The organism is Arthrobacter sp. JDC6 (genome assembly GCF_056484025.1).
Genome location: NZ_CM151278.1, coordinates 2,454,154 through 2,473,264, shown reverse-complemented (window position 1 = coordinate 2,473,264; position 19,111 = coordinate 2,454,154). Strand labels below are relative to the sequence as shown.

Genomic DNA, 19,111 nt, shown 5'->3' with positions numbered 1-19,111 from the left:
TGACAGTTCGAGTCCCACCTCGGGCACAGTGTTGTCGCAGGTCAGCAGGTTTTTGCCTTCTAAGTGTTGACAAAGCTTGACTTTTATCGCCGACTGACGCCTAGGGTCAACCACGACTCTGTCCACAGGCTCGGCAATAAGCGAACGGCCCGGCGCCGGTGGATCGCCCAGAGCCGTGGCAATGTAGTCGCCCGGTCGTGCGCCGTGAAGCGGCAGTGTCCCGTGGCCTCTTACCTGATGAAGAGGAATGTCGAAGATTGCTAGTCTCTTCAAACGACTGTCATTCTTGGGGGAGGCGCTGAATGCGTGTGCGAGATGTGGGGTTTGGATGTTGAGGGGTGCGCTGGAGCGGCTTAGGACCGTCGATGAGAGACTCGTACATGACGTCGTAACCGGTAGGCGTTTCGTTTGGCTCGGTTCCGGAATTTCTCGAGAGCAGGTCCCGGACCTTGCTGAGATCATGCGCGACATGCTGTTGGAGCTTCGCGATCGTGCCAAGTTGACGGTCGATGGCGAAGAGCACCGTGAGGCGCTCATGAAAATCCTGCGCGAGCATATGACCCATGAAGTTGCCCGTTATGTCGCCAACCCTGACGAGTGGGAGCCGATATCGACGGAGACTCTCCGGCGATCGTACAGCGATGTCGTGGGTACTCGAGTTGGCCAGAAACCAGGCGAGTATTTGCTACTCGAAGTGGCCCAACTCGTGGGGACGTACGGGAACCCGGATCTCCGTCCAGGTCCGATTCATTACTACCTCGCCATCCTCATTGCGGAGGGGATGGTGAAGCATCTTGCGTCCGGCAACTGGGACGGGTTGGTCGAAGCGGCCGTTCGTGAATTAACCGCGACCCCGGAGTGGCTAGACGTCTATGTGGCCGCCGACGATAGGCGCGAGGAGAATGGATTTGCTCAACTAGCCAAGTTTCACGGCTGTGCGGTACTTGCCAGGGAACGCCCCGATGAGTATGAAGCCAAGATCGTCGCTACTCGAGCACAAATCAGCCGATTCAGCAGCCGCGAAGAGTTCAGACACATGCGGGCATGGCTGGCTGAACGGACTGAGCGAGAGCGATCACTCATTCTTGGCCTGTCGGTACAGGATCAGGATCTTCTCGACGTCTTCACGAAGGCGGCCGAGGCGCATCCCTGGACTTGGGACCCGGAACGTCCCGCCTACGTGTTTGCTCAACCAGCCCTCGGCGCGGATCAACTGGATGTGCTCGAGAACTGCTATAACGGCAGCTTTGAAGAGTGCCGCGGAGAAATTGTGGACCGGTCGGCGTTCGGTCACTACGCGGGACCGCTGATTGCCGCCCTCACTTGGCGTGCGATGAACCTTAAGACGCAGTCGATGTTGGAGCGCGCGGAGGTATCCTCAGCCGCATTTGCTGAGCAGCTCCGGAACGGGATCGAACACCTCGCTGAGGAGATACCTCGGCGGTTTGGCTACAGCGAGGAACGACTGCTCAGATTCCTCACTGGCCCCTACTCTCGCCTAGTCCGCGACTACTACGGCAATCGTGGCTTTCCTGGCTCTTACGCGGTTGCCGTACGTGGGCACCTTTCCCAAGTAGCGACAGATCCCGCAGCCCTCCTTCTCGCCAGTGATCTCCTGGCTTGTGCTATCGGCTTTGTTGGCTGGGGCCAGGCATTACAACACTGGGAGCTCCAAGTGGACTCCCGTGAGGGGAGGATCACACTATCAGGGGCCGGCGAGGGATTGGTCGGAGTGCGAATCGTGCGCGGGGTAGTAGAAGCAGACGAAGTCCTGAAGTCGTCCGACTGGGTACATGCTGAAGAGGGACGTGCCTTGCTTTACATGCGAGACAGGCCAAGGGAGCTACGACGGTCAAGCTCGAGCCGGATAGGCAGCCGACGCCGCCCCCAGGGCCGTACAGAAGTATCTTGGAGTGACCTCGTCAGCCAGACTGCGACGGCCGAAGATGTGGCGAAGCGCTTCAAGAGTGTGGTGGGGCTATGAGCAGCCAGAGCCCCGTTATTTCGCCTGATGTCCGGAGCCTTCTTGAAACCAACGGGTACTCACGGCTAATTGGTATGTTGACTATCGGTGAAATCAACCTTGAGATCGACGAAGTTTGGGCGGGACCCGAAGGCACACTTGACTTAGCCGTTGTCTACCCGCGGCCGAGCTCTCGGGCTGATGAATCGAAAATCTACTGGGAAGTTCAGCGCTTAGTTCGTGCACTGGATGCCGCGGGATCACAGCGAACCATCACGACGATCCTGGTGGGCCCCTCAGAGCCGTTCGGCCCCGAGCTGCGCAAGTGGGAGTCGGAACTTCAATCGCTCGCACGCGTTCTATATGTTGACGGTCACCTGCCGGTTCTGAGATCGCTTGCGCCACTTCGTCGGCTGGTCCTCCCGCCGATAGAGGAGCACATTTTTGACGGGGTTGGACTCTTGCACGAGGCTATCTCGGGCGGCCATCGGGCATCCGAGCTCCGCGCTCTGCTCTCTGCTGCCAAGGATGGACCTCAATCAGTAGAAGCTCGCTATTTCTCATGGATAGAACAGGCATTTGCTCTGAAGGGAGAAACCCGCTGATGCGCGCGCCACAGCTTCACTCGCTCCGTGTCGAAAACTTCCGCAGTCTGGCCGGTATGTGGGAGGTACCGCTCGACGCCGACGTCGTACTCGTTCACGGGGCCAACGGAGCGGGCAAAACCAGCCTACTTAGTGCCCTCGAGTTAGGGGCCACCGGAAACGTGCGCTTCTTGAGCAATGGCGCCCATCTCGATCAAAGCCTAATAATAAACCGCAGCTATCCTCTGGGCGCAGTGGAACTTCGCATCGCAGATCCCGGCGGAAGTTTGCGCATCGGGAGCTTCGAGTTTGACCGGAGCTCTCTTCGGGGCGCCCCGGCTCTAGATGAAAATGAACGATCATATTTTTCCGAGCGTTCCTTTCTGGCCCAGACGCAACTCGGTCGCTTTATCGAGACATACACTGCCTCCAGTAAGCAGGCTGACTCCGCTCTTGTTAGGTTCGTGAAGTCACTTGTAGGGCTGGAAGAACTGGATTGGTTGATTGAGGGGCTGCGTTCGGCCGGCCACGTGAACCGAACCAGAAATGCCACTGAAGGCTGGGGGATGGCGGAGAGACGATTCGCCATTGACACTGCTGAGCGGGATGATCTTCGCACTCAATCCTCTAAGCTCCAACAGGAGCTGGCGGTTGCTGAGTCCCAGCTACGAGAGTTGCTCGACCTCCGTACCCCTGGTGACATTTTGGAGCTTGCAGGGGATGCGCTTCGGGTAGAGGCACTCGAGGAAACCGCCGATGAGCTCTCGGCTCTGGAGTCCGCCCGTGTGCGCTTGGCCGGAGTGATCGACAGTCGGTTGGCCAATAATGAGAAGTTAGATGATGCTACTCATACAGTTGACGCACTGGCCTCTCAGGCCGTGAACGATTATTCCGCTTGGGAAAATAGCGCTGCAACAAGAGTGTTGGCCGTTGTAAACGAAGTTCGGCTGGAACTCTTTGGGCTCCCTGCCGTGACCGTTGCCCGCATTTTTGAGTCGTTTGACGACATCCGGGACCGCGTCGTTGAGGCGCGGTCCCAACAGCAGGTGTCGGAAATAGCGCGTGCAAAGCGACAGCATCGCCGCGGCATGCTACAGGAGCGCATTTCGGAGGTGTCCCGGCAGCTCCAGGCCGCGGAAGATCGATCCGCCTCATTCGACGTTCCGTCGGATGTGAGGGTTGCCATTGATGCACTCACCGCAGTGTTGCCGCTCGCACTTCACGATTCTTGCCCAGTTTGCGATCAAGCATTCGCTGGAGGTGCTACTGCGCTCAGCGCGCATATCTCGGCGAAAGTGGCGCAGCTGTCTACAGCGGCTACCGCGCTCTTCGTTGCCGAAGGTCAGGAACGTGAATTGCGTAAAGAGTTATCTGGCCTCGAACTTGCTCTGGCCGAGCCTGAAGAACCGGATAGCGGTTCGGAGACGGATTACGGGCTCCAGCTACGGCGACTCAACGACCTGGAAGAGACCGTCGAGTCAGGTCGGGCGCTCCTTCACTTAGTTCAGTCGTCTCAGACCAAACTTGCGGACGCGGCGGCACGCCGCGCGTCTGAACAGGCGGCGGCTCGAGCAATGGCTACCATTTGTGAGCAACTCGGCGAGAAAGCAGTTGGCAGCTCAATCAACGAGCAGATCCAGCATCTCACTTTTATCCTCGATGAAAGAGTTCAAGCGGCGCATTTTCGGAGCACACGCCGGACCCGAAGTCATGCCTTGGCGCAAAAGGTAATCGATGAGAATCAACGGCTGCGCGAGGTTGAGCGGCGGCTTAGTGAGATCGATCAACAGATTAGCGAAACAGAAACAAAGTTGAAGGAGGCTTCGGCACGTAAAGTTGCTGCTAACGAGCTCAAGAAGAATGCAGAACGACTTCGTTCCGATGTCATTAGTCGAGTGTTCGACGAAAGACTGAACGGCCTCTGGGGAGATCTTTTTAAGCGATTCGCCCCCTCCGAACCGTTTATTCCGCGGTTCCGAAAGGAAGAAAGCTCTTCGCGCTATGTGGATGTTCGCCTTGAGACGGCTCTTGATAGCGGGGAGGTAGGCGGCGCGCCGGGGGAAATGCTGAGCTTCGGAAACAGCAACACTGCCGCACTTTCGTTGTTCACTGCGCTGCACCTCTCCGCGCCGACAAAGGTCCCGTGGTTGATCTTTGACGACCCGGTGCAGTCCATGGATGACATTCATATTGCCAATTTCGCAACGGTCGTCCGGGAGTTGGCGTACCGCCATAATCGACAGATCGTCGTGGCAGTTCACCAGCGTGAACTTTTCGACTATCTCAGCTTGGAGCTTGCCCCAGCTTTGAACCACCAATCTCTGATTACAGTCGAGGTAGATCGAACCGGCGGGGCTACTCGTGTCGAGTGGAATCGGGTAGGGCATAAGGCTGAACCACCACTTCAAGCCGCACAATGACTCCTAAGCGAATTGGCTAGGGTCGGAGAATGCTTGAGAAACGTGGCCAAGTTCAGGTTCAAGGTGTATCGCTAACCCGACTGAAGCTGCTCATGTGCTTACACCGATGGCCTGTCCATTTCTGGAAGACCGTTATTCTCGCCTGACAGACGTACGGCTCTCAGTGTGTCATGGAAGGATTTGTTGCTATGACGGATCCTCACGGCTTTTCGATGATCGGTGGTTTGCCCTTGAGGCTGCTGCGGGCCGGTGGTTGTTGTAGAAGTCTAGCCATGGCTGCCGTGCATCTGTGCGTGCTTGGTTGGATGTAAAGGGTTGTCGGTAGGCTCAGGCTTTTTGCAGGGTTGGGTTGAAGCGTTCTGCTTTACCGTGCTGCCAGGGATGCCGGGGTTTGATCAGGATGTGTTTGGCGCCTAGTGCGGCCAGTGCGCTCTGAAATCCCGGGAATGCCGGTAGGGGAAGGCGTTGTCAGTCATGACGCGTTTCACGGGTGCACCCTGGGCTGCCATGGCGGCAGCGCCCTGGTGAGGAACTCGGCGCAGGTCGGTCCTTTTTCGTCGGGCAGGACCCCGGCGTAGGCGAAACGGGTGTGGTCGTCCACGGCCACGTGGACGAAGTCAAAGCCCAGTCTCTGGTGCGAGGCGCGGTGGTTGGCGGGGGTTTGGGTGGGGTTGGTTGACCAGCCGGTTCACTATCGAGTCCGCGGCCACCCGATCCGGTAGGGCCTCGACCCAGTATGCGGTGCCGGACTGCGAAGCGATGAGCGTTGGCAGGCGGTTTTCCCGGTTGGTCAGGACCGCGAATAGGTCGTTGGCCGCTTCGGGGTCGATGCCCACGGTGAGGAAGTCATCGATGACGAGCAGGTCCACGTCCGAGAGTTCGTTGAGCAGCTTTTGGTGGCCGATGCCGTCACCTCGGGCGTTTACCAGCCGGCGGGCGAGGTCGTCCATCCGGGTGTAGGCGACGGTGTGTCCGCTCTGGCAGGCGGCGATCCCGATCGCGCAGGCCAGGTAGGTCTTGCCGCCACCGGTCGGTGAGATGAACAGCAGGTTCGTGGGGTCCTGGCGCCATTGGTCGTCGGCGTAGCGCGTCATCCGCACCTCCGCGTCGTTCCTGGTAGATGATCTCGGCGACCGAGGCTTGCGGGCGATGTTCTTCATCTTCTAGGACCGCTACTTCGAGGAACTCATCAAGCCCAATATCCTGCTGTCTTTGGCTGTAATTGAAAGTGACCTAACCGGGAAGGGCTTGCTTGTGGGGATGATACGGGACCTTGACGAATCAAAATCCGTCCATGCCGTCACTTATGTAAGGTCCACCGTCGAAGTGCCTGAGCCGTAGGACAGAGTGTAACTAACGGCTCTTGCCACTTTGATTCGTAACGGAAGCGAACTATGTCATTGCATATGCCGCCGCACAATTACCGGCTGGCTGGTCTCGACCATTGTCTGGGCAGAGCGGTGTGGGCCTATTCCTTATGCCCGTAGCTTGTCAGGCAAACCAGTATCATCAAAACATGTCCGGTCTAACTGCTGTCGTGTCGTCCTACATGATTTTTTCATAGCAAGGTTCTAGACGGCCAGGATCTGGTTCCTGCGTTAAAGCGAGCAGCGATTTTATGCGACAATATTTTTATTGATCTGCAGGGCTTGGGGGAGCCTGGTGGTCAGCTTGAGAATATGTTCATCAACTCTTCCTTCGGGGGAAAAGCTGAGGGGCATGACCTGACGAACGACAAGCAGTTCAAAAAGTTTCTCCTTCGGCGGTCAGATCTGAGTAACTCAGAACGCAGTGAGATTCCAAGTGGGTTCGACTATGGCAAGGATCCTGTTTACGCCCAGGCGTTGGACTTCGTGCGGGACCTTGATGACGACTTTTTTCTTCCCATCGCCAAACCGTGGCGTGGAGTGGATCATAAGGCCCGGGGCTCGGTGGCACTCCAACTAGCGGAAGACATTCTAATGCCGGGCCAAATGCGCTCCGTGTTTCCGGAGGCAGTTGGACTGCTATCCCCGCTCCACAAAAAGATGCTAAGTGCGATCAAGCTACCGTTTCTTGACGACGATGATCCGCTGGTTCAACTGGGGGCGATTAAAGCGGTGGACTATGGCGGGCTATCCTGGCGCCAGATACTGGAGCTCCGAAAGAGCCCCTTCCTTACCGAGTTTCGCCTCAAGTTGGCCCTTGTAGAGAAGGCCGGCGATACGAATATGCAACAGGAGTTGTGGGGTGACCTCTGGAGTTTCGCTGCAGAGAACAAGCCGTCCCCAGGGAAGACGATGGTTTCCGGGCTGCTTGCGAACCTTCCTATCGGTCCGGTTAACCCGTTCTCCATAGGCGTTGCTCTAGCGGACACCGCCAAGGCCGACACCCAGAGGCGAAAGTTTGGCTGGTTGTACTTCGTGATGGAGTCGAATCCTGACGTGCTCCCCAGCCCAAAAGATGACATCGAAGACCTTTCGGTGGGGTAGGCGCGTTTGGTGCCGTATGCGTTCCGGCTGCGGCGTGCATTTTCATCTAGCAGGAAGACTTTCAGCTGGTGGACAGGACGGAGGATCGGTCCGGAGTATGCCGAAAGCCCAGTACAACAGCTAAAGATGACATGAGGGTCAGCACGTTGGCCCAGAACTTCGCACCTTTCTGGATGCCCAGTCAGAGCCCCGGACCTGCTCGCGAGTCGCAGTAGGCTCGCCATCATGATGAGAGAAGGTTTGGTCCACACCAACGCTGCAGATTGGCTGTACAGAGCTATCGAGGACGTGGACGGCGATGTGCTCCTAGCCAGTCCCTATGTGTCCTCGGATGTCTGCAGGCGGTTGGCGGCGGCCAGCAAAGAGTCGGATTCCAGGTGGCGTCTCTTCACGTGCTTGGACCCGACCGCGGTTGCGAACGGCTACTTGTCGGTTGACGGCTTGATTGAACTAACGCGGAACGGTGTTAACGTCGGCCATGTTGACCGGCTGCATGCCAAGACGTTCATTGTTGGGAGCCGTGGCTTTCTTGGATCTGCGAATCTCACCGGTGCTGGGCTGGGCAGTTCGAAGGCTGCCAACTTTGAACTGGGAGTTGAGTTGGGAGCTGCCCAAGTAGACGGAGCCAGGAGAGCCATGAGTGCTTGGCCCAGTCAAGGTGTTACGGCGAACGACTTGGAAAAGCTTCTCGTGCAGGCCCGCCAGCTAACACAGCCGGAGTCGGCTGCTTCCGCTGGCTCGGACAAAGACTCTGCTCTTTCTCTATTAGAGCAGTTGCTGGTTGATGCTCGTGATGAAACCCGGAGCTTGTGGCTGAAGTCAGAGTACGGTGAGCCGGCGCTGGATCAGTGGCGCAGCGACTGGTACTTCGGAAGCCCGGCTAAGGGCCGGCCAAGTATCAAGCCAAGGGATTTGGTCGTCATTTGCGCACAGACCCGGGATTGCTACGCCGTTGTGGAAGTGACGTCTGATCCAGAGTTCCTGCCTGGCGATTACCGTGCCGAAAGGGGCGAAGAGGCAGATCGTTGGCCGTGGGTGAGCCGGACAACACCGCGCTTCGTGCCGGATAAATTGCTGGAGCTTAAGGCATATGAACTAGTTCGCAGCACAGGCGGGCTGCAGAACGGCCACATCAAGCTGAAGTTCGACCAGTTCACCAACGGTGTTCGCTCCCTCGCCAGACTCGTGACGGATTAGGTTTGGCGGTCGGCTTCTGATGCGGCTGGCTGTTGCTACCGGTGGAGTGTTGACTGTGTCAACATTTTGGGCTTTGGATCGGGCGGTACGTCGGTAGGACTGGCTTGGATTCCGCGTGATTTCTGGGCTTGCCAGAGTTTGCGCGGGTGGGAATGTAGTTCGAGTCCCACCTCGGGCACAGTGTTTCCGCAGGTCAGAGGCGATTTTGCTTTGACGTGTGTACAAAGCTTGATTTTCGTAGCTCTGACGGGTGGGTTGCGGGCTGTGGCCTGGCCGCCGCAGTGGTCTGTTCAGGTGTGTGGGGTGGCGGGTTCAAGTCCCTGGCTGGGTGAGCCCTCCGCCTGCTGAAAGTGTGTTTATGCGGTTCCTCGTTCCTGAGCTGTAAGGTGGGCCCGGGCCGGCGTACACCTATTCATGTGCCGGGGGAGCGGGGACGACATGACCGTGCTGACAGCGCTCTAGGAGTTTCCCAGGGATGGCCTTCTCATCGCTGCGACGGGTGAGCTCCTTCGATACCGAACACCCCCATAGCCGGATTGTCCGCCGCCCATGGGATGCGGGGGTCGGGGGCGCCATGCGTGATTACCACACCGTTCCGGGCTGGATGCGAGCTGCGGCCTAGGGAGCCGCAGCCAAGTAAGTGACCAGACGGCGGCACCGAGGCCGACCTCGAGACCGCTGCTTTCCCACTGCTTCATCGATGGTGTTGTAGGCGGATGATGGGCAGGAGGGGCCGAACTGTTCTTTGGCGACGACGGCGTATTCCGCGGTCTATGGTGGCCACGCGGGTCGAGGGACTCGTAGGTCTCCATAGCGTAGCCTTCTCCGGCAGCAGGGCCCTGTGGTCATTGTCCGTTTGGTTATGGTTTGTCGGCGAAGTCCTGTGAGGGCTGCGCTAAAAAGGCGATATAGCCGAAGTGCGCAGTCAGCATCACAACTGCTCCCGTCGACACATGGTCCAGGTTCGGAAGCGGTTCGCAGCCCTAATGAGAGGATGTCCGGTGCAGGACCGGACATCCTCTCCGGGCCTAATGCTTGTTGGTGTCCTGAGGGTACTCGGTGGTGTTCAGCACGCTGAGCCGGGAATCGAAGGGCAGGATGACCGGTTCGTTGGCGGGGTCGTCCCAGCCGAACATCCGTCCGATGGAGCGCTGTTCCCGCAGGTCCGCGAGCAGGACGGCTTCAACGCACATCACCTTTTCGGTCCAAAAGAAGATGAAGAGGTCCTCTGCTACTTCCCAGGTCATGCACCGATCGGTGTCCGCCAGCCCCGCCTCGCCGCCGCGGACGCAGTTCCAGGTGAAGGTGCCTGGGTTCAGGTAGATGTGTTCGTAGGACTCGACGTCGCTGTAGCGGTAGAAGATCCGTTTTCCGACCAGGCCGGATGAGCGTTCGTGCCGGGCCGCTGAGCCGTTGCTGTTGGTCTGGCTGAAGTCGGTGGTGCTGCGGGTCCTGTCGCCCACGAGGACGAAGCGTGATACTCCGGAAGTAACCGCGCCGGTTTTCCGGTCCCAGATAATGGTGACGTTATCTGCTCTGAGCCCTTCACCGCGGACGAAGTCGATGATGAAGATCCCGGGGCGGGCTTCGATGGCTTTGTAGCCTGCAGTTCCGCTGGTCTTCTCCTCGCCGCGCTTAGAGGTCCAGATGATGGAGGATTCCGTGTCGAAGACGTACTCCTCGGTTGCTCCGTCCTCGCCCGGGATGCTCAGAGCCGCTCCAGTGAGGGCGGGGGAGGCGGGCAGCGTCTGGTCGCCGAAGCCTTCGAGCATGGCAGAAACCGGCGGCCACTCCTCTTCGGGAATGTAGTCCTGGATATCCGTTGAAGTCATGGTGTGTTCCTTTGTTCTTTTCATTGTGTGGGGACAGGTGGGTGCGGCTGGGTCAGCCGATGACCGCGGCGAAGTTGATCGAGGGCTTTTGTGCTCCCCGGGCAATTCCGGCCACGAAGAAGAGGGGGATGCCGAGGAGGAGCCAGCGGGCAACGCCGCCGGCGCCGCCGAGCAGGGCGTCGTAGTTGTCCAGCGTCAGGTATCCGATGACGATGAATGCGAGGAATGACAGGGACGGTGCGATGACGGTGACCCAGAGGTTGTCCCGCATGCCGTTCCTGGCGAAGAAGACCACGATGGCAGCTGAGGTCACCAGCAGGATGGTGATGAAGCCGGCCGTTCCCAGGGCAACGAACCAGGAGAACACGGTGGTGATGGGGTCGGCTCCTGCGAGCAGGAAGATGCTGATGACTGCGAGGACGACGATTCCGTTGATGAACCCGGCAATGTGCGGGGCCCTGGTCTTGGAGACGGCGGAAAGCTTCGCGGGCAGGGCGCCGGCGCGGCCGAGGGAGAAGAGGTAGCGGGAGAACATGTTGGACAGGCCCAGCAGCATGGCCAGGAAGCTGGTGACCACGAGGATCTGCATGGTCATGCTCAGCCAGTAACCTGCACTGGTCTGGGCCAGGTCGAAGATCATGCCGGCCGGGTTGTCCGTGGCCACGGTCTGGATGTTGTCGATGCCGATGGCTCCGCTGATGGCCCACGTGGAGATGGTGTAGAAGATTCCTACGAAGGCGATGACGAAGTAGGCGGCGCGCGGAATGGTGCGGCGGGGTTCTTTGGCTTCTTCGGCGAAGACGACTGTTGCTTCAAAGCTCGTGAAGCAGGCGAATGCAAAGAGCAGGGAAATTCCCATACCGGGTCCGAAGACGTTGGAGCCGGTGAAGCCCTCGAATGTGAAGATGCCGATGCCCTTTTGGGCGATGAGGGAGACCACCAGCGCGGCTACCGCGAAGGCTTCGCCGACAATGAGAACTCCCAGCACTTTGAGGCTGGCGTCCACGCCGCGCATGGTCAGCCCGGTCACGACGGCAAGCAGCACGGTGATCCAGAGGTATACCGGGATGCTGAGCCCGGTGATTCCTTCGACCAGGAGTTGGGCGAATACCCCGAACTGTGACCAGAGCCCGATTTGAAGGCTGAGGTAGGTCAGGATGGCGATCCCCGCGCCGCCGGTGGCCCATTTCGTTCCCAGGCCTTTGGCCATATAGGCGACAAAGCCGCCTGCGTTGGTGATGTGCTGTCTCATCCGGAGATAACCGACGGAAAGAGTGCTACAAGGAGCGCGGCAATCACGTAGATGACGGGTGTTCCGGCGCCGGTGGTCGAGAACAGTACCGGGCTGGCGCCTACTACCGCCGCCATGGGGGGCGGCCGCGGCAATAGCGAAAAAGGCTATGGCCAGGACGCCGAGTTTATTGGGCCTCAGTCCCGCTGGGCTGGGAGAGTCCCCGCGCTCTTCCGACCCAATGGTCGTCGGCAATGCGACTGATTCTTGATTCATGCGATGGCTCTTTTCGGGATGCAGGGCGTTAAGCCGATGCGAAAAAGGTGCCCCAATTTCCGTGCGTCAGTACGCGGAAGATGCAGGGGAGAAGCTGATTGCAATCGAGCGAACGTGGGTGACCGTGGCCACGCCCAGAACTCTACAAGTGTTTAGTTCGAGGTGTCAACGTATCCCTTTCGAGGAGTGGCAAAGACTAGACTCGGCGTATGAGCCAATCCCAACGTTCGGCCCGATTGCCCTATGGAGACGGCCGGGAGGCGTTGTTGTCAGCAGTGATTGCTCTCGTGGGAGAGAAGGGGCTGCGGGGAGTTACCTACCGTGCCGTCGCCGCTCGGGCAGGCGTGAACCACACGCTGGTCACGCACCACTTCGGTTCCATCGAAGGTCTTCTGGCTGCCACGATGGAATGGGCTGTGCAACGGTCCATCGAGGAGACTGGCCTGGAGCGGATTGTCGACTTTGACGACAGTTTCGCTGATTCGCTCATTGCGACGGTGTCGGCTGAACCGGAACTGCAGCTCTTCCAGTTTGAGATGCTGCTTGAATCCCGTCGGAACCCGGAAGTACGGCCACTGGTTGAAAGGTTGTACGCCGCTTACATGCAGACCGTTGAGGATGCGCTGAGGCAACGCGGCCTGGTGGCGGATGATGCTGTTTCGCTGGCTATCTTTGCAGCATTGGACGGTCTCATGCTCCAGTTCCTGACCATCAGCGATCCGGTGAGAATCAGGGCAGCCGTGATTAAGGTCGGTCACATGGTGAGCCTTCTCGAATCCGCCAAGGACAGCGTTGACGGGAATTGACCAGGACTCGCAACCGGGCTCCGGTGTCACATGCCGTGAATGGTGGGCCGCAAAATTTGAAAAAAGATGAGGACGACGGCGGGAATCCCGCCGTCGTCCTTTGTTTGGTTCCTAGGCTCGATAGGCCCATTGTTCGAGTAGCCGCCCGTGGGCATCGTACTTTTGGACGGCCAGTCCTGGCCCTTGGTAGCTCATGCCGGCTAGAGGGTTGTGGTGGTCGTAGGTGAAGGCGATTAGTGGCCCACTTGAAACGACATCGTGCAGGTGAAACCGGGTTTGTCCGGCCCCTTTGCGGGCCAAGGCGCTAACTTCCTCCAGGCCTTGGTATGTCTTGTCGAGATCGACGATGTTGTATTGAACGTCGTCGTGGAAAGTGGCGATCAGGGGTTCCGGGTCCCCGTTGTTGTAGGCCGCCATCACGGTCCGGACTCTTTCGGATAGGGTGCTCACGACGCCGCTCCTGCTTTCCCTGGGGGTGCCGTTTTCAGGCCGCTGTCATGCCCTTCTTCGATGTTTTCTTGATTCGTTGGGGTGCGGGGGATGGCAAGGGCAGCGAGTGCCCCGGCTACCGCGACGCCTGCGATGAACAAGAGGGGCACGATGACATTGCCGGTCCAGTCCTGACCGAGCCCCATGACGTAAGGGCCAAGGAAGGACCCTATGGAGCCCACGGTGTTGATCAACGCGATGCCTGCGGCGGCCGCCGTCATGCCCTTGAGTTGGAGGTTGGTGACCGCCCAAATAATGGGGCCGGTGGCGGTAAAGAGTGCACTTGCGAGGGATATGCCGATGAGGGTGGGGACCAGTTGATCGCCGGTGGCCACACTGGCGACCAGTCCCAGTGCGGCCAGTACCATGCCCGTGACCAGTACCCGCCGGTGGGCCTGGCTGCGGTCGCAGTAGATGCCAAGGGCGATGGTCGCCACGACAGCGACTGCGAACGGGACGGAGGACAGATAGCCGATCGTCATTACATCCGTTACGCCGGTGTTCTTGATGATGGTTGGTATCCAGAAGACGACGGCGTAGATGCCTATGTAGTTGGCTGCCAGGATGACGCCGAGGAGCCAGACCCGCTTGTTGGTGATGGCCTTCTTGAACTGCGTTGTTGCTTTCTCACGCGCGCCGGCCGGGCCGAGGCTTGCCGCAATGGCGGTCTTTTCCTCATTGGTGAGCCACGCGGCGTCCTTCGGTGTGCTGGCGACGGCAAAGAAGAAGATAATGCCAAGGAGGGCTGCCGGAATGCCCTGGATCACGAAGAGCCATTGCCAGCCTGCGATACCGGCGAGTCCCCCCAGGCTGGACATGACCCAGCCGGAGAGGGGGCCGACGAACATGCTGCCGATGGGTCCTGCGATAACCAGCAGTGCCAGGGCCTGGGCGAGGCGTTTGCGTGGGAACCACTGGGATAGGAAGTAGACCATGCCTGGGTAGAAGCCGGCCTCTGCGATACCCAGGAAGATCCGGGCAATGTAGAACTGTTCAGTGTTTTGGACGAAGCCGGTAGCGATGGTGACAACGCCCCAGGTGACCATGATGCGGGCGATCCACATTTTTGCGCCGACGCGTTCGAGGATCATGTTGCTGGGCACTTCAAAGAAGATATAGGCGAGGAAGAAGATGCCGGCGCCGAGCCCGTAGGCAGCTGCCGAGAGACCGATGTCGGCACTCATTTCGAGCTTTGCGAAGCCGATATTGACCCGGTCGATGATGGCCACGGCGTAACAGATGGAGGCCAGGGGCAGAATTCGCCAGGCGAGTTTCTTGTAGAGGGTGGTTGGCAGGTCCCCGGTGCCTTCTGAAGCTGTGTTGTGGGTGTACGTCATTGTACGGACTCTTTCACTCGTCAGTGGGTTGTGTTGTGTGCTGGATGCAGGGCGGGGAATGTCCACCAGGTGTCGGGCTGCCACTCTGCCGATTCCCATGCCTGCCGTTGTTGCTGCCGGGGGTCCGGGACCACTGTTGGGGTGGTGTCCAGCAACATTGTCCACCGTTCTGTTCGCCGGTATTCCGGCCAGAAGGGCAGGTCCTGGCTTTCGGGTTTTCCGTGGTGGATGAAGGTTGTCCACGCCTGCCGGATTCCTGATGCCAGAGTCTGTAACGCCGGTTCTGCCGCTTCGAGTCCGATGTCCCAGACGAAGGGAACGTCGGCGCCATGGAACCCCCACTTCTCCTTGGGGGCGCCGGGGCTTGGAGCATCGAAGCGGTAACGCCAGCAGGACGCGTGTTCGGACTGGCTGTCGAGCAGCCGAATGGTGGGGATGCCGTACCGTTCGTCGGCCAGCACGGCGCAGTGGAGGCGGCGCTCATCCGCCTCTGGGAAGGCGCTCCGGTAAATGTCCAGCACTTGTTCTGCTTCGTCCCCGAAGATCTCCTGTAGGACGCGTGGTGACTGTTGCGATGCACACGGGTCGGCGAGGTCGTAGCTTCCGGCCTCGTTGGCTGTCACGCCGGCCATGATGTTGATCCCCCTGGCGCGGCCCTTGGCGAAGGCGTGGACCGGGGCCTCGGGAAGAATGAGTCCGTCTACGGTTGGGCGCCAGACCCAGGTTGCCCTGACGCCGGCGGCAATCTCCTGCTGTGCGGCGAGGATTGTCTCAACGGGCATCGTTAGGAGCTCCGTGGCATCCGCAGGGCTAAGGCCGAGGGTGCGAAGCAGTGCAGCGGTGACCTGCTCTGCGGTGTCGGGGGTGTTGAGGTGCTCGCCGCCACTTTGAATGATTCCGCGGTGGAACAGGCCCTCGGCCATTGGCGAGGCCATCAGATTGACCACGCTCTTGGCCCCGGCGGAAACACCGGCGATGGTGATGCGTGAAGGGTCTCCCCCGAATGCGGCCACGTTGTCCCGGACCCATTTCAGTGCAGCGATCTGGTCCAGTAGGCCTGCGTTCGCCGACGAGGCGTACTGCTCGCCGAGGAGGTGGTCCAGCTTGAGGAAGCCGAGGGCTCCCAGCCTGTAGTTGACGGTGACCACGATGGTGCCTTCGAGGGCGAGGGCTGTCCCGTCGCCGATAAAGTTGGCTCCTGATCCCCAGGTGTATCCGCCGCCGTGGAACCAGACCAGAACCGGACAGGGCGAGTTTGCCGACTGCGTCGGTGCGGTGATGTTGAGGAAGCGGCAGTCCTCACCCATGGGCGAGTCATCGTCCGACGGCGTTGCCCCGCCAGGCGGCACGAGCTCGGCCGCGAGCACCTGCGGGGCACGCGTTGGAAACGTGGTCACGTCCAGAATGCCCTCCCACGGCTCTGCCGGCTGGGGAGCCTGCCACCGCAGGGCTCCGGTCGGGGGAGCGGCGTACCGTATCCCGCGCCAGCTGATTGTGCCATCGTTCGTGACCCCGCGAACTGCTCCCTGACGCGTCATTGCGACTGTGCCTGTCATTGCTTTTCCTTCACTAGGTATCGACTTCGTCAACAATCGTGTGCTGGGTCACGTGTTTCCGACAATGATTTCTGGATAAGTGGAAGAATCAGCCAAAAGTCTGGCGGAAAGTCTAGAGTTGGAGGTGACAAAGAAGTCGTAAAAGGGAGCGGGAAATGGATGTGCTGGATGAGCTGGACCAGCGGATTGTCGGCGCCCTCCAGGTAGACGGGCGCGCCTCGTGGGCGAAAGTGGCCGCATCATTGGGGGAGGCCGAACGGACGGTGGCGCGGAGGGGCTCCGAGCTCCTCCGGGACGGGCGGGTGCGGATACGCGCGTTGCCGAATCCGAGCCGCTTCAGGCATCTGGAACAGTTTGTGTTGAAGGTTGCCTGCAATCCGGGCTCAGCAGGAATAGCCGCTGCGGCCCTCGCGCGACGGCCGGAGACCTTGTACACCTACATCCTCACCGGTTCGGCGGATTGTGCGGCGGAGTTTTCCAGCCCTGCTTCCAAGTTTGCAGAGCTGCTCATCCGGGACATAGGGAGCATCCCGGGGGTGAGGTCGGCCGCCACGTATCCGGTCCTCAGCTATCCCAGGACCATGCATCAGTGGAATCCCGGCGTCCTGACGCCGGCGGAGATTGAGGCGATGGGCGGAACCCGGTACTCGGAGGCTCCCACCGCCCTGGAGCACGTGGAGCAATTGGGCAAAGAGGACCGGCAGATTCTCCGGGCACTGGAACGCGATGGCCGCGCCAGTTATGAGGAACTGGCGCGTATCACTGGGCTCTCAGTGCAGACCGCCCAGCGCAGGGTGGAGCGGATGCGGCGCGAGGGCACATTGTTCATCCGTGCGGTCTTCGAGCCTGCGCTGCTCGGTTTGCCGGTGGAGGTTCTGCTGTGGGTCAAGGTGCCGTTTCCAGAACTGGACCGTGTGGAAGCGGAAATGCTTCCTTCTTCGTCAGTACGGTATGCCGCGGTCCTCGCCGGTGACTTCCAGCTTGTTGTCGATGCCGTATTTCCAAGCCGCGCAGCACTTTCTACCTATCTAAAAGGGGCTGAGTGGGCCACGCGGGCGCAGGCCATCGAGCCTGCCGTGGTGGTAGACGCGTTGAAGCGCAGCGGAACGATGGCGTTGTCGTTCGGCGAAGACCTCGGCGGGTACAGCTCCTGACAAATTGGCCATCGTTGCCGCAGCGGCAGCAGCGACTTCCAGGTTCTACGTCAATGTCTTGAGCGTTTCCTGCTCCGCGGCGATGGTGGTGTCCTCGCCGTGGCCGGTGCGGACCACGGTGTCGGGCGGGAGGGTCAGGAGCCGTTCGCGGATGGAGGTCAGGATGGTGGGGTAGTCGCTGTAGGACCGGCCGGTGGCGCCTGGGCCGCCGTTGAACAGCGTGTCCCCGGTGAAGACCGTCCCCTCGCTTTCCAGGTGGAAGCAGGTGGACCCGGGCGAGTGGCCGGGCGTGTGGATTGCCTTCAGGGTTGCCCCGCCCACCTGGAACACGTCACCGTCGGAGTGGTAGTGGTCCGGTGTGGCGTCCGGGTAGACCTGCTCCCACAACACCAGGTCCTCCTTGTTCAGGTGGATCGGTGCGCCCAGGGCATCGGCGACCTCGCGTGCGGCACCGATGTGGTCGTTGTGCGCGTGCGTGAGCAGGATGGCCTTCACCTTCCGGTTGCGGACCTGGTTGATGATCGCGGCGGCGTCGTGCGGCGCGTCGATGATGATGCATTCCTCGTCATTGCCCACGATCCAGACGTTGTTGTCCACGTCCCAGGTGCCGCCGTCGAGCGAAAATGTGCCGGAGGTGACCAGGTTTTCGATGGTGACGCTCATGCGGACGCCCCTGCCGGCTGGACCTCGACGACGGAGCGCAGCACCTTGCCCTCGTGCATCTTGCCGAACGCTTCCTCCACCTGGTCGATGGTGATCCGCTCGGACACGAACGCGTCGAGGTCCAGGTTGCCCTGCTTGTAGTGCGAGACGAGCATCGGGAAGTCACGGGAGGGCAGGCAGTCGCCGTACCAGGAGGACTTCAGCGACCCGCCGCGGCCAAAAACATCCAGCAGCGGCAGTTCCAGCGTCATCTCCGGCGTCGGGACGCCGACAAGGACCACGCGGCCGGCAAGGTCGCGGGCGTAGAAGGCCTGCTTGTAGGTTTCAGGGCGGCCGACGGCGTCAATCACCACGTCCGCTCCGTGGCCTCCGGTGAGGGCGCGGATGGCTTCCACGGCGTCCTCCTGGCGCGAGTTCACGCCGTGGGTGGCACCGAGCGACTTGGCCATGTCGATCTTGTTGTCGTCGATGTCCACGGCGATGATCGTCGTGGCACCGGCCAGCCTGGCCCCGGCGACCGCAGCGATGCCCACGCCGCCGCAGCCAATGACGGCCACGGATTCCCCGCGCTTGACCTCGCCGGTGTTGATCGCGGCGCCGATGCCGGCCATGATGCCGCAACCCAGCAGGCCCACGGCGGCTGCGTCAACGTCCGGGTCCACCTTGGTGCACTGCCCGGCGGCGACCAGGGTCTTCTCGGCGAAGGCGCCGATGCCCAGGGCCGGCGAAAGCACGGTTCCGTCCTCGAGGGTCATCTTCTGGGTGGCATTGTGCGTATTGAAGCAGTACTGCGGCTGGCCCTTGGCACACGCACGGCACTCCCCGCAGACCGCCCGCCAGTTCAGGATCACCCGGTCACCGGGGGCCACCGAGGTCACATCCGGGCCGACAGCACTGACCACACCGGTGGCCTCGTGACCCAGGAGGTACGGGAAGTCGTTTCCGATACCGCCCTGCTTGTAGTGCAGGTCGGTGTGGCAGACGCCGCAGGTCAGGATGTCCACCAGGGCCTCGCCCGGGCCCGGATCCGGCACCAGGATGGTCTCCAACGACACCGGAGCGTCCTTCTCCTTAACCACAACTGCTTGGACTTTATGAACCATGAATGTGCACCTTCGTTTGCGTTCTTGCT

General features: G+C 60.3%; 15 protein-coding genes and 1 pseudogene. 7 read left to right on the top strand and 9 right to left on the bottom strand.

Translation table 11 applies throughout. The annotated features are described in order from the left end of the window. The first annotated feature begins 247 nt into the window (after window positions 1-247). From ACV095_RS11505 to ACV095_RS11495, 3 genes are read left to right on the top strand one after another with little or no spacing between them, the layout of a single operon-like run. Window positions 248-1,984 (top strand): SIR2 family protein, encoded by a 1,737-nt coding sequence (locus ACV095_RS11505; RefSeq protein ID WP_478221880.1) that lies wholly within the window; start codon window positions 248-250, stop codon window positions 1,982-1,984. After that, the gene (locus tag ACV095_RS11500; protein WP_478221879.1) at window positions 1,981-2,568 is read left to right on the top strand and encodes a hypothetical protein; all 588 of its coding nucleotides are present in this window, start codon (window positions 1,981-1,983) and stop codon (window positions 2,566-2,568) included. Before ACV095_RS11505 ends, ACV095_RS11500 begins: the two co-directional genes overlap by 4 nt. After that, on the top strand, window positions 2,526-4,967 hold the full coding sequence (locus tag ACV095_RS11495) for an AAA family ATPase (RefSeq protein WP_478221878.1): 2,442 nt from the start codon (window positions 2,526-2,528) through the stop codon (window positions 4,965-4,967). Before ACV095_RS11500 ends, ACV095_RS11495 begins: the two co-directional genes overlap by 43 nt. 186 nt (window positions 4,968-5,153) lie before the next feature. Here ACV095_RS11495 and ACV095_RS11490 read toward each other — a convergent pair. Further along, window positions 5,154-5,595, bottom strand: a pseudogene (locus tag ACV095_RS11490) (integrase core domain-containing protein); the annotation flags it as partial. Then, window positions 5,585-6,061: an ATP-binding protein gene (locus tag ACV095_RS11485; RefSeq protein ID WP_478221877.1), complete on the bottom strand. Its 477-nt coding sequence runs from the start codon at window positions 6,059-6,061 to the stop codon at window positions 5,585-5,587. The gene ACV095_RS11485 and the pseudogene ACV095_RS11490, both read right to left, overlap by 11 nt. 585 nt (window positions 6,062-6,646) lie before the next feature. On the opposite strand from ACV095_RS11485, the gene ACV095_RS11480 reads away from it, so the two are divergent. Together ACV095_RS11480 and ACV095_RS11475 are read left to right on the top strand one after the other, a co-directional pair. Next, window positions 6,647-7,438 (top strand): hypothetical protein, encoded by a 792-nt coding sequence (locus ACV095_RS11480; protein ID WP_478221876.1) that lies wholly within the window; start codon window positions 6,647-6,649, stop codon window positions 7,436-7,438. A 225-nt stretch (window positions 7,439-7,663) separates the two neighbouring features. Beyond that, window positions 7,664-8,635: a phospholipase D-like domain-containing protein gene (locus tag ACV095_RS11475; RefSeq protein ID WP_478221875.1), complete on the top strand. Its 972-nt coding sequence runs from the start codon at window positions 7,664-7,666 to the stop codon at window positions 8,633-8,635. Between the two features lie 1,028 nt (window positions 8,636-9,663). Here ACV095_RS11475 and ACV095_RS11470 read toward each other — a convergent pair. Both ACV095_RS11470 and ACV095_RS11465 read right to left on the bottom strand, forming a co-directional pair. Continuing rightward, window positions 9,664-10,467 (bottom strand): MoaF C-terminal domain-containing protein, encoded by an 804-nt coding sequence (locus ACV095_RS11470; protein WP_018771312.1) that lies wholly within the window; start codon window positions 10,465-10,467, stop codon window positions 9,664-9,666. Window positions 10,468-10,519: 52 nt separating this feature from the next. After that, window positions 10,520-11,719, bottom strand: coding sequence for an APC family permease (locus ACV095_RS11465; protein WP_478221874.1), 1,200 nt, complete (start codon window positions 11,717-11,719; stop codon window positions 10,520-10,522). A 464-nt stretch (window positions 11,720-12,183) separates the two neighbouring features. Between ACV095_RS11465 and ACV095_RS11460 the strand changes: the two genes are divergently transcribed. Then, complete coding sequence (locus tag ACV095_RS11460) at window positions 12,184-12,780, top strand: TetR/AcrR family transcriptional regulator (protein WP_478221873.1); 597 nt, start codon at window positions 12,184-12,186, stop codon at window positions 12,778-12,780. A 111-nt stretch (window positions 12,781-12,891) separates the two neighbouring features. On the opposite strand, the gene ACV095_RS11455 is transcribed toward ACV095_RS11460, so the two are convergent. Genes ACV095_RS11455 through ACV095_RS11445 form a run of 3 tightly spaced genes read right to left on the bottom strand, consistent with a single transcriptional unit; the run spans window position 12,892 to window position 16,144 of the window. Continuing rightward, window positions 12,892-13,230: a nuclear transport factor 2 family protein gene (locus tag ACV095_RS11455; RefSeq protein WP_018771315.1), complete on the bottom strand. Its 339-nt coding sequence runs from the start codon at window positions 13,228-13,230 to the stop codon at window positions 12,892-12,894. Then, window positions 13,227-14,606, bottom strand: coding sequence for an MFS transporter (locus ACV095_RS11450; RefSeq protein WP_018771316.1), 1,380 nt, complete (start codon window positions 14,604-14,606; stop codon window positions 13,227-13,229). The genes ACV095_RS11455 and ACV095_RS11450 overlap by 4 nt, the downstream gene beginning before the upstream one ends. A 20-nt stretch (window positions 14,607-14,626) precedes the next feature. After that, the gene (locus ACV095_RS11445; protein WP_478223448.1) at window positions 14,627-16,144 is read right to left on the bottom strand and encodes a carboxylesterase/lipase family protein; all 1,518 of its coding nucleotides are present in this window, start codon (window positions 16,142-16,144) and stop codon (window positions 14,627-14,629) included. 179 nt (window positions 16,145-16,323) lie between these two features. Here ACV095_RS11445 and ACV095_RS11440 point away from each other — a divergent pair, with 179 nt between their 5' ends. Beyond that, on the top strand, window positions 16,324-17,316 hold the full coding sequence (locus ACV095_RS11440; protein ID WP_478221872.1) for an Lrp/AsnC family transcriptional regulator: 993 nt from the start codon (window positions 16,324-16,326) through the stop codon (window positions 17,314-17,316). A 45-nt stretch (window positions 17,317-17,361) separates the two neighbouring features. On the opposite strand, the gene ACV095_RS11435 is transcribed toward ACV095_RS11440, so the two are convergent. Together ACV095_RS11435 and ACV095_RS11430 are read right to left on the bottom strand one after the other, a co-directional pair. Further along, the gene (locus ACV095_RS11435) at window positions 17,362-17,979 is read right to left on the bottom strand and encodes an MBL fold metallo-hydrolase (RefSeq protein ID WP_478221871.1); all 618 of its coding nucleotides are present in this window, start codon (window positions 17,977-17,979) and stop codon (window positions 17,362-17,364) included. Further along, on the bottom strand, window positions 17,976-19,082 hold the full coding sequence (locus ACV095_RS11430; protein WP_134164199.1) for an S-(hydroxymethyl)mycothiol dehydrogenase: 1,107 nt from the start codon (window positions 19,080-19,082) through the stop codon (window positions 17,976-17,978). The genes ACV095_RS11435 and ACV095_RS11430 overlap by 4 nt, the downstream gene beginning before the upstream one ends. Window positions 19,083-19,111 lie beyond the last annotated feature (29 nt).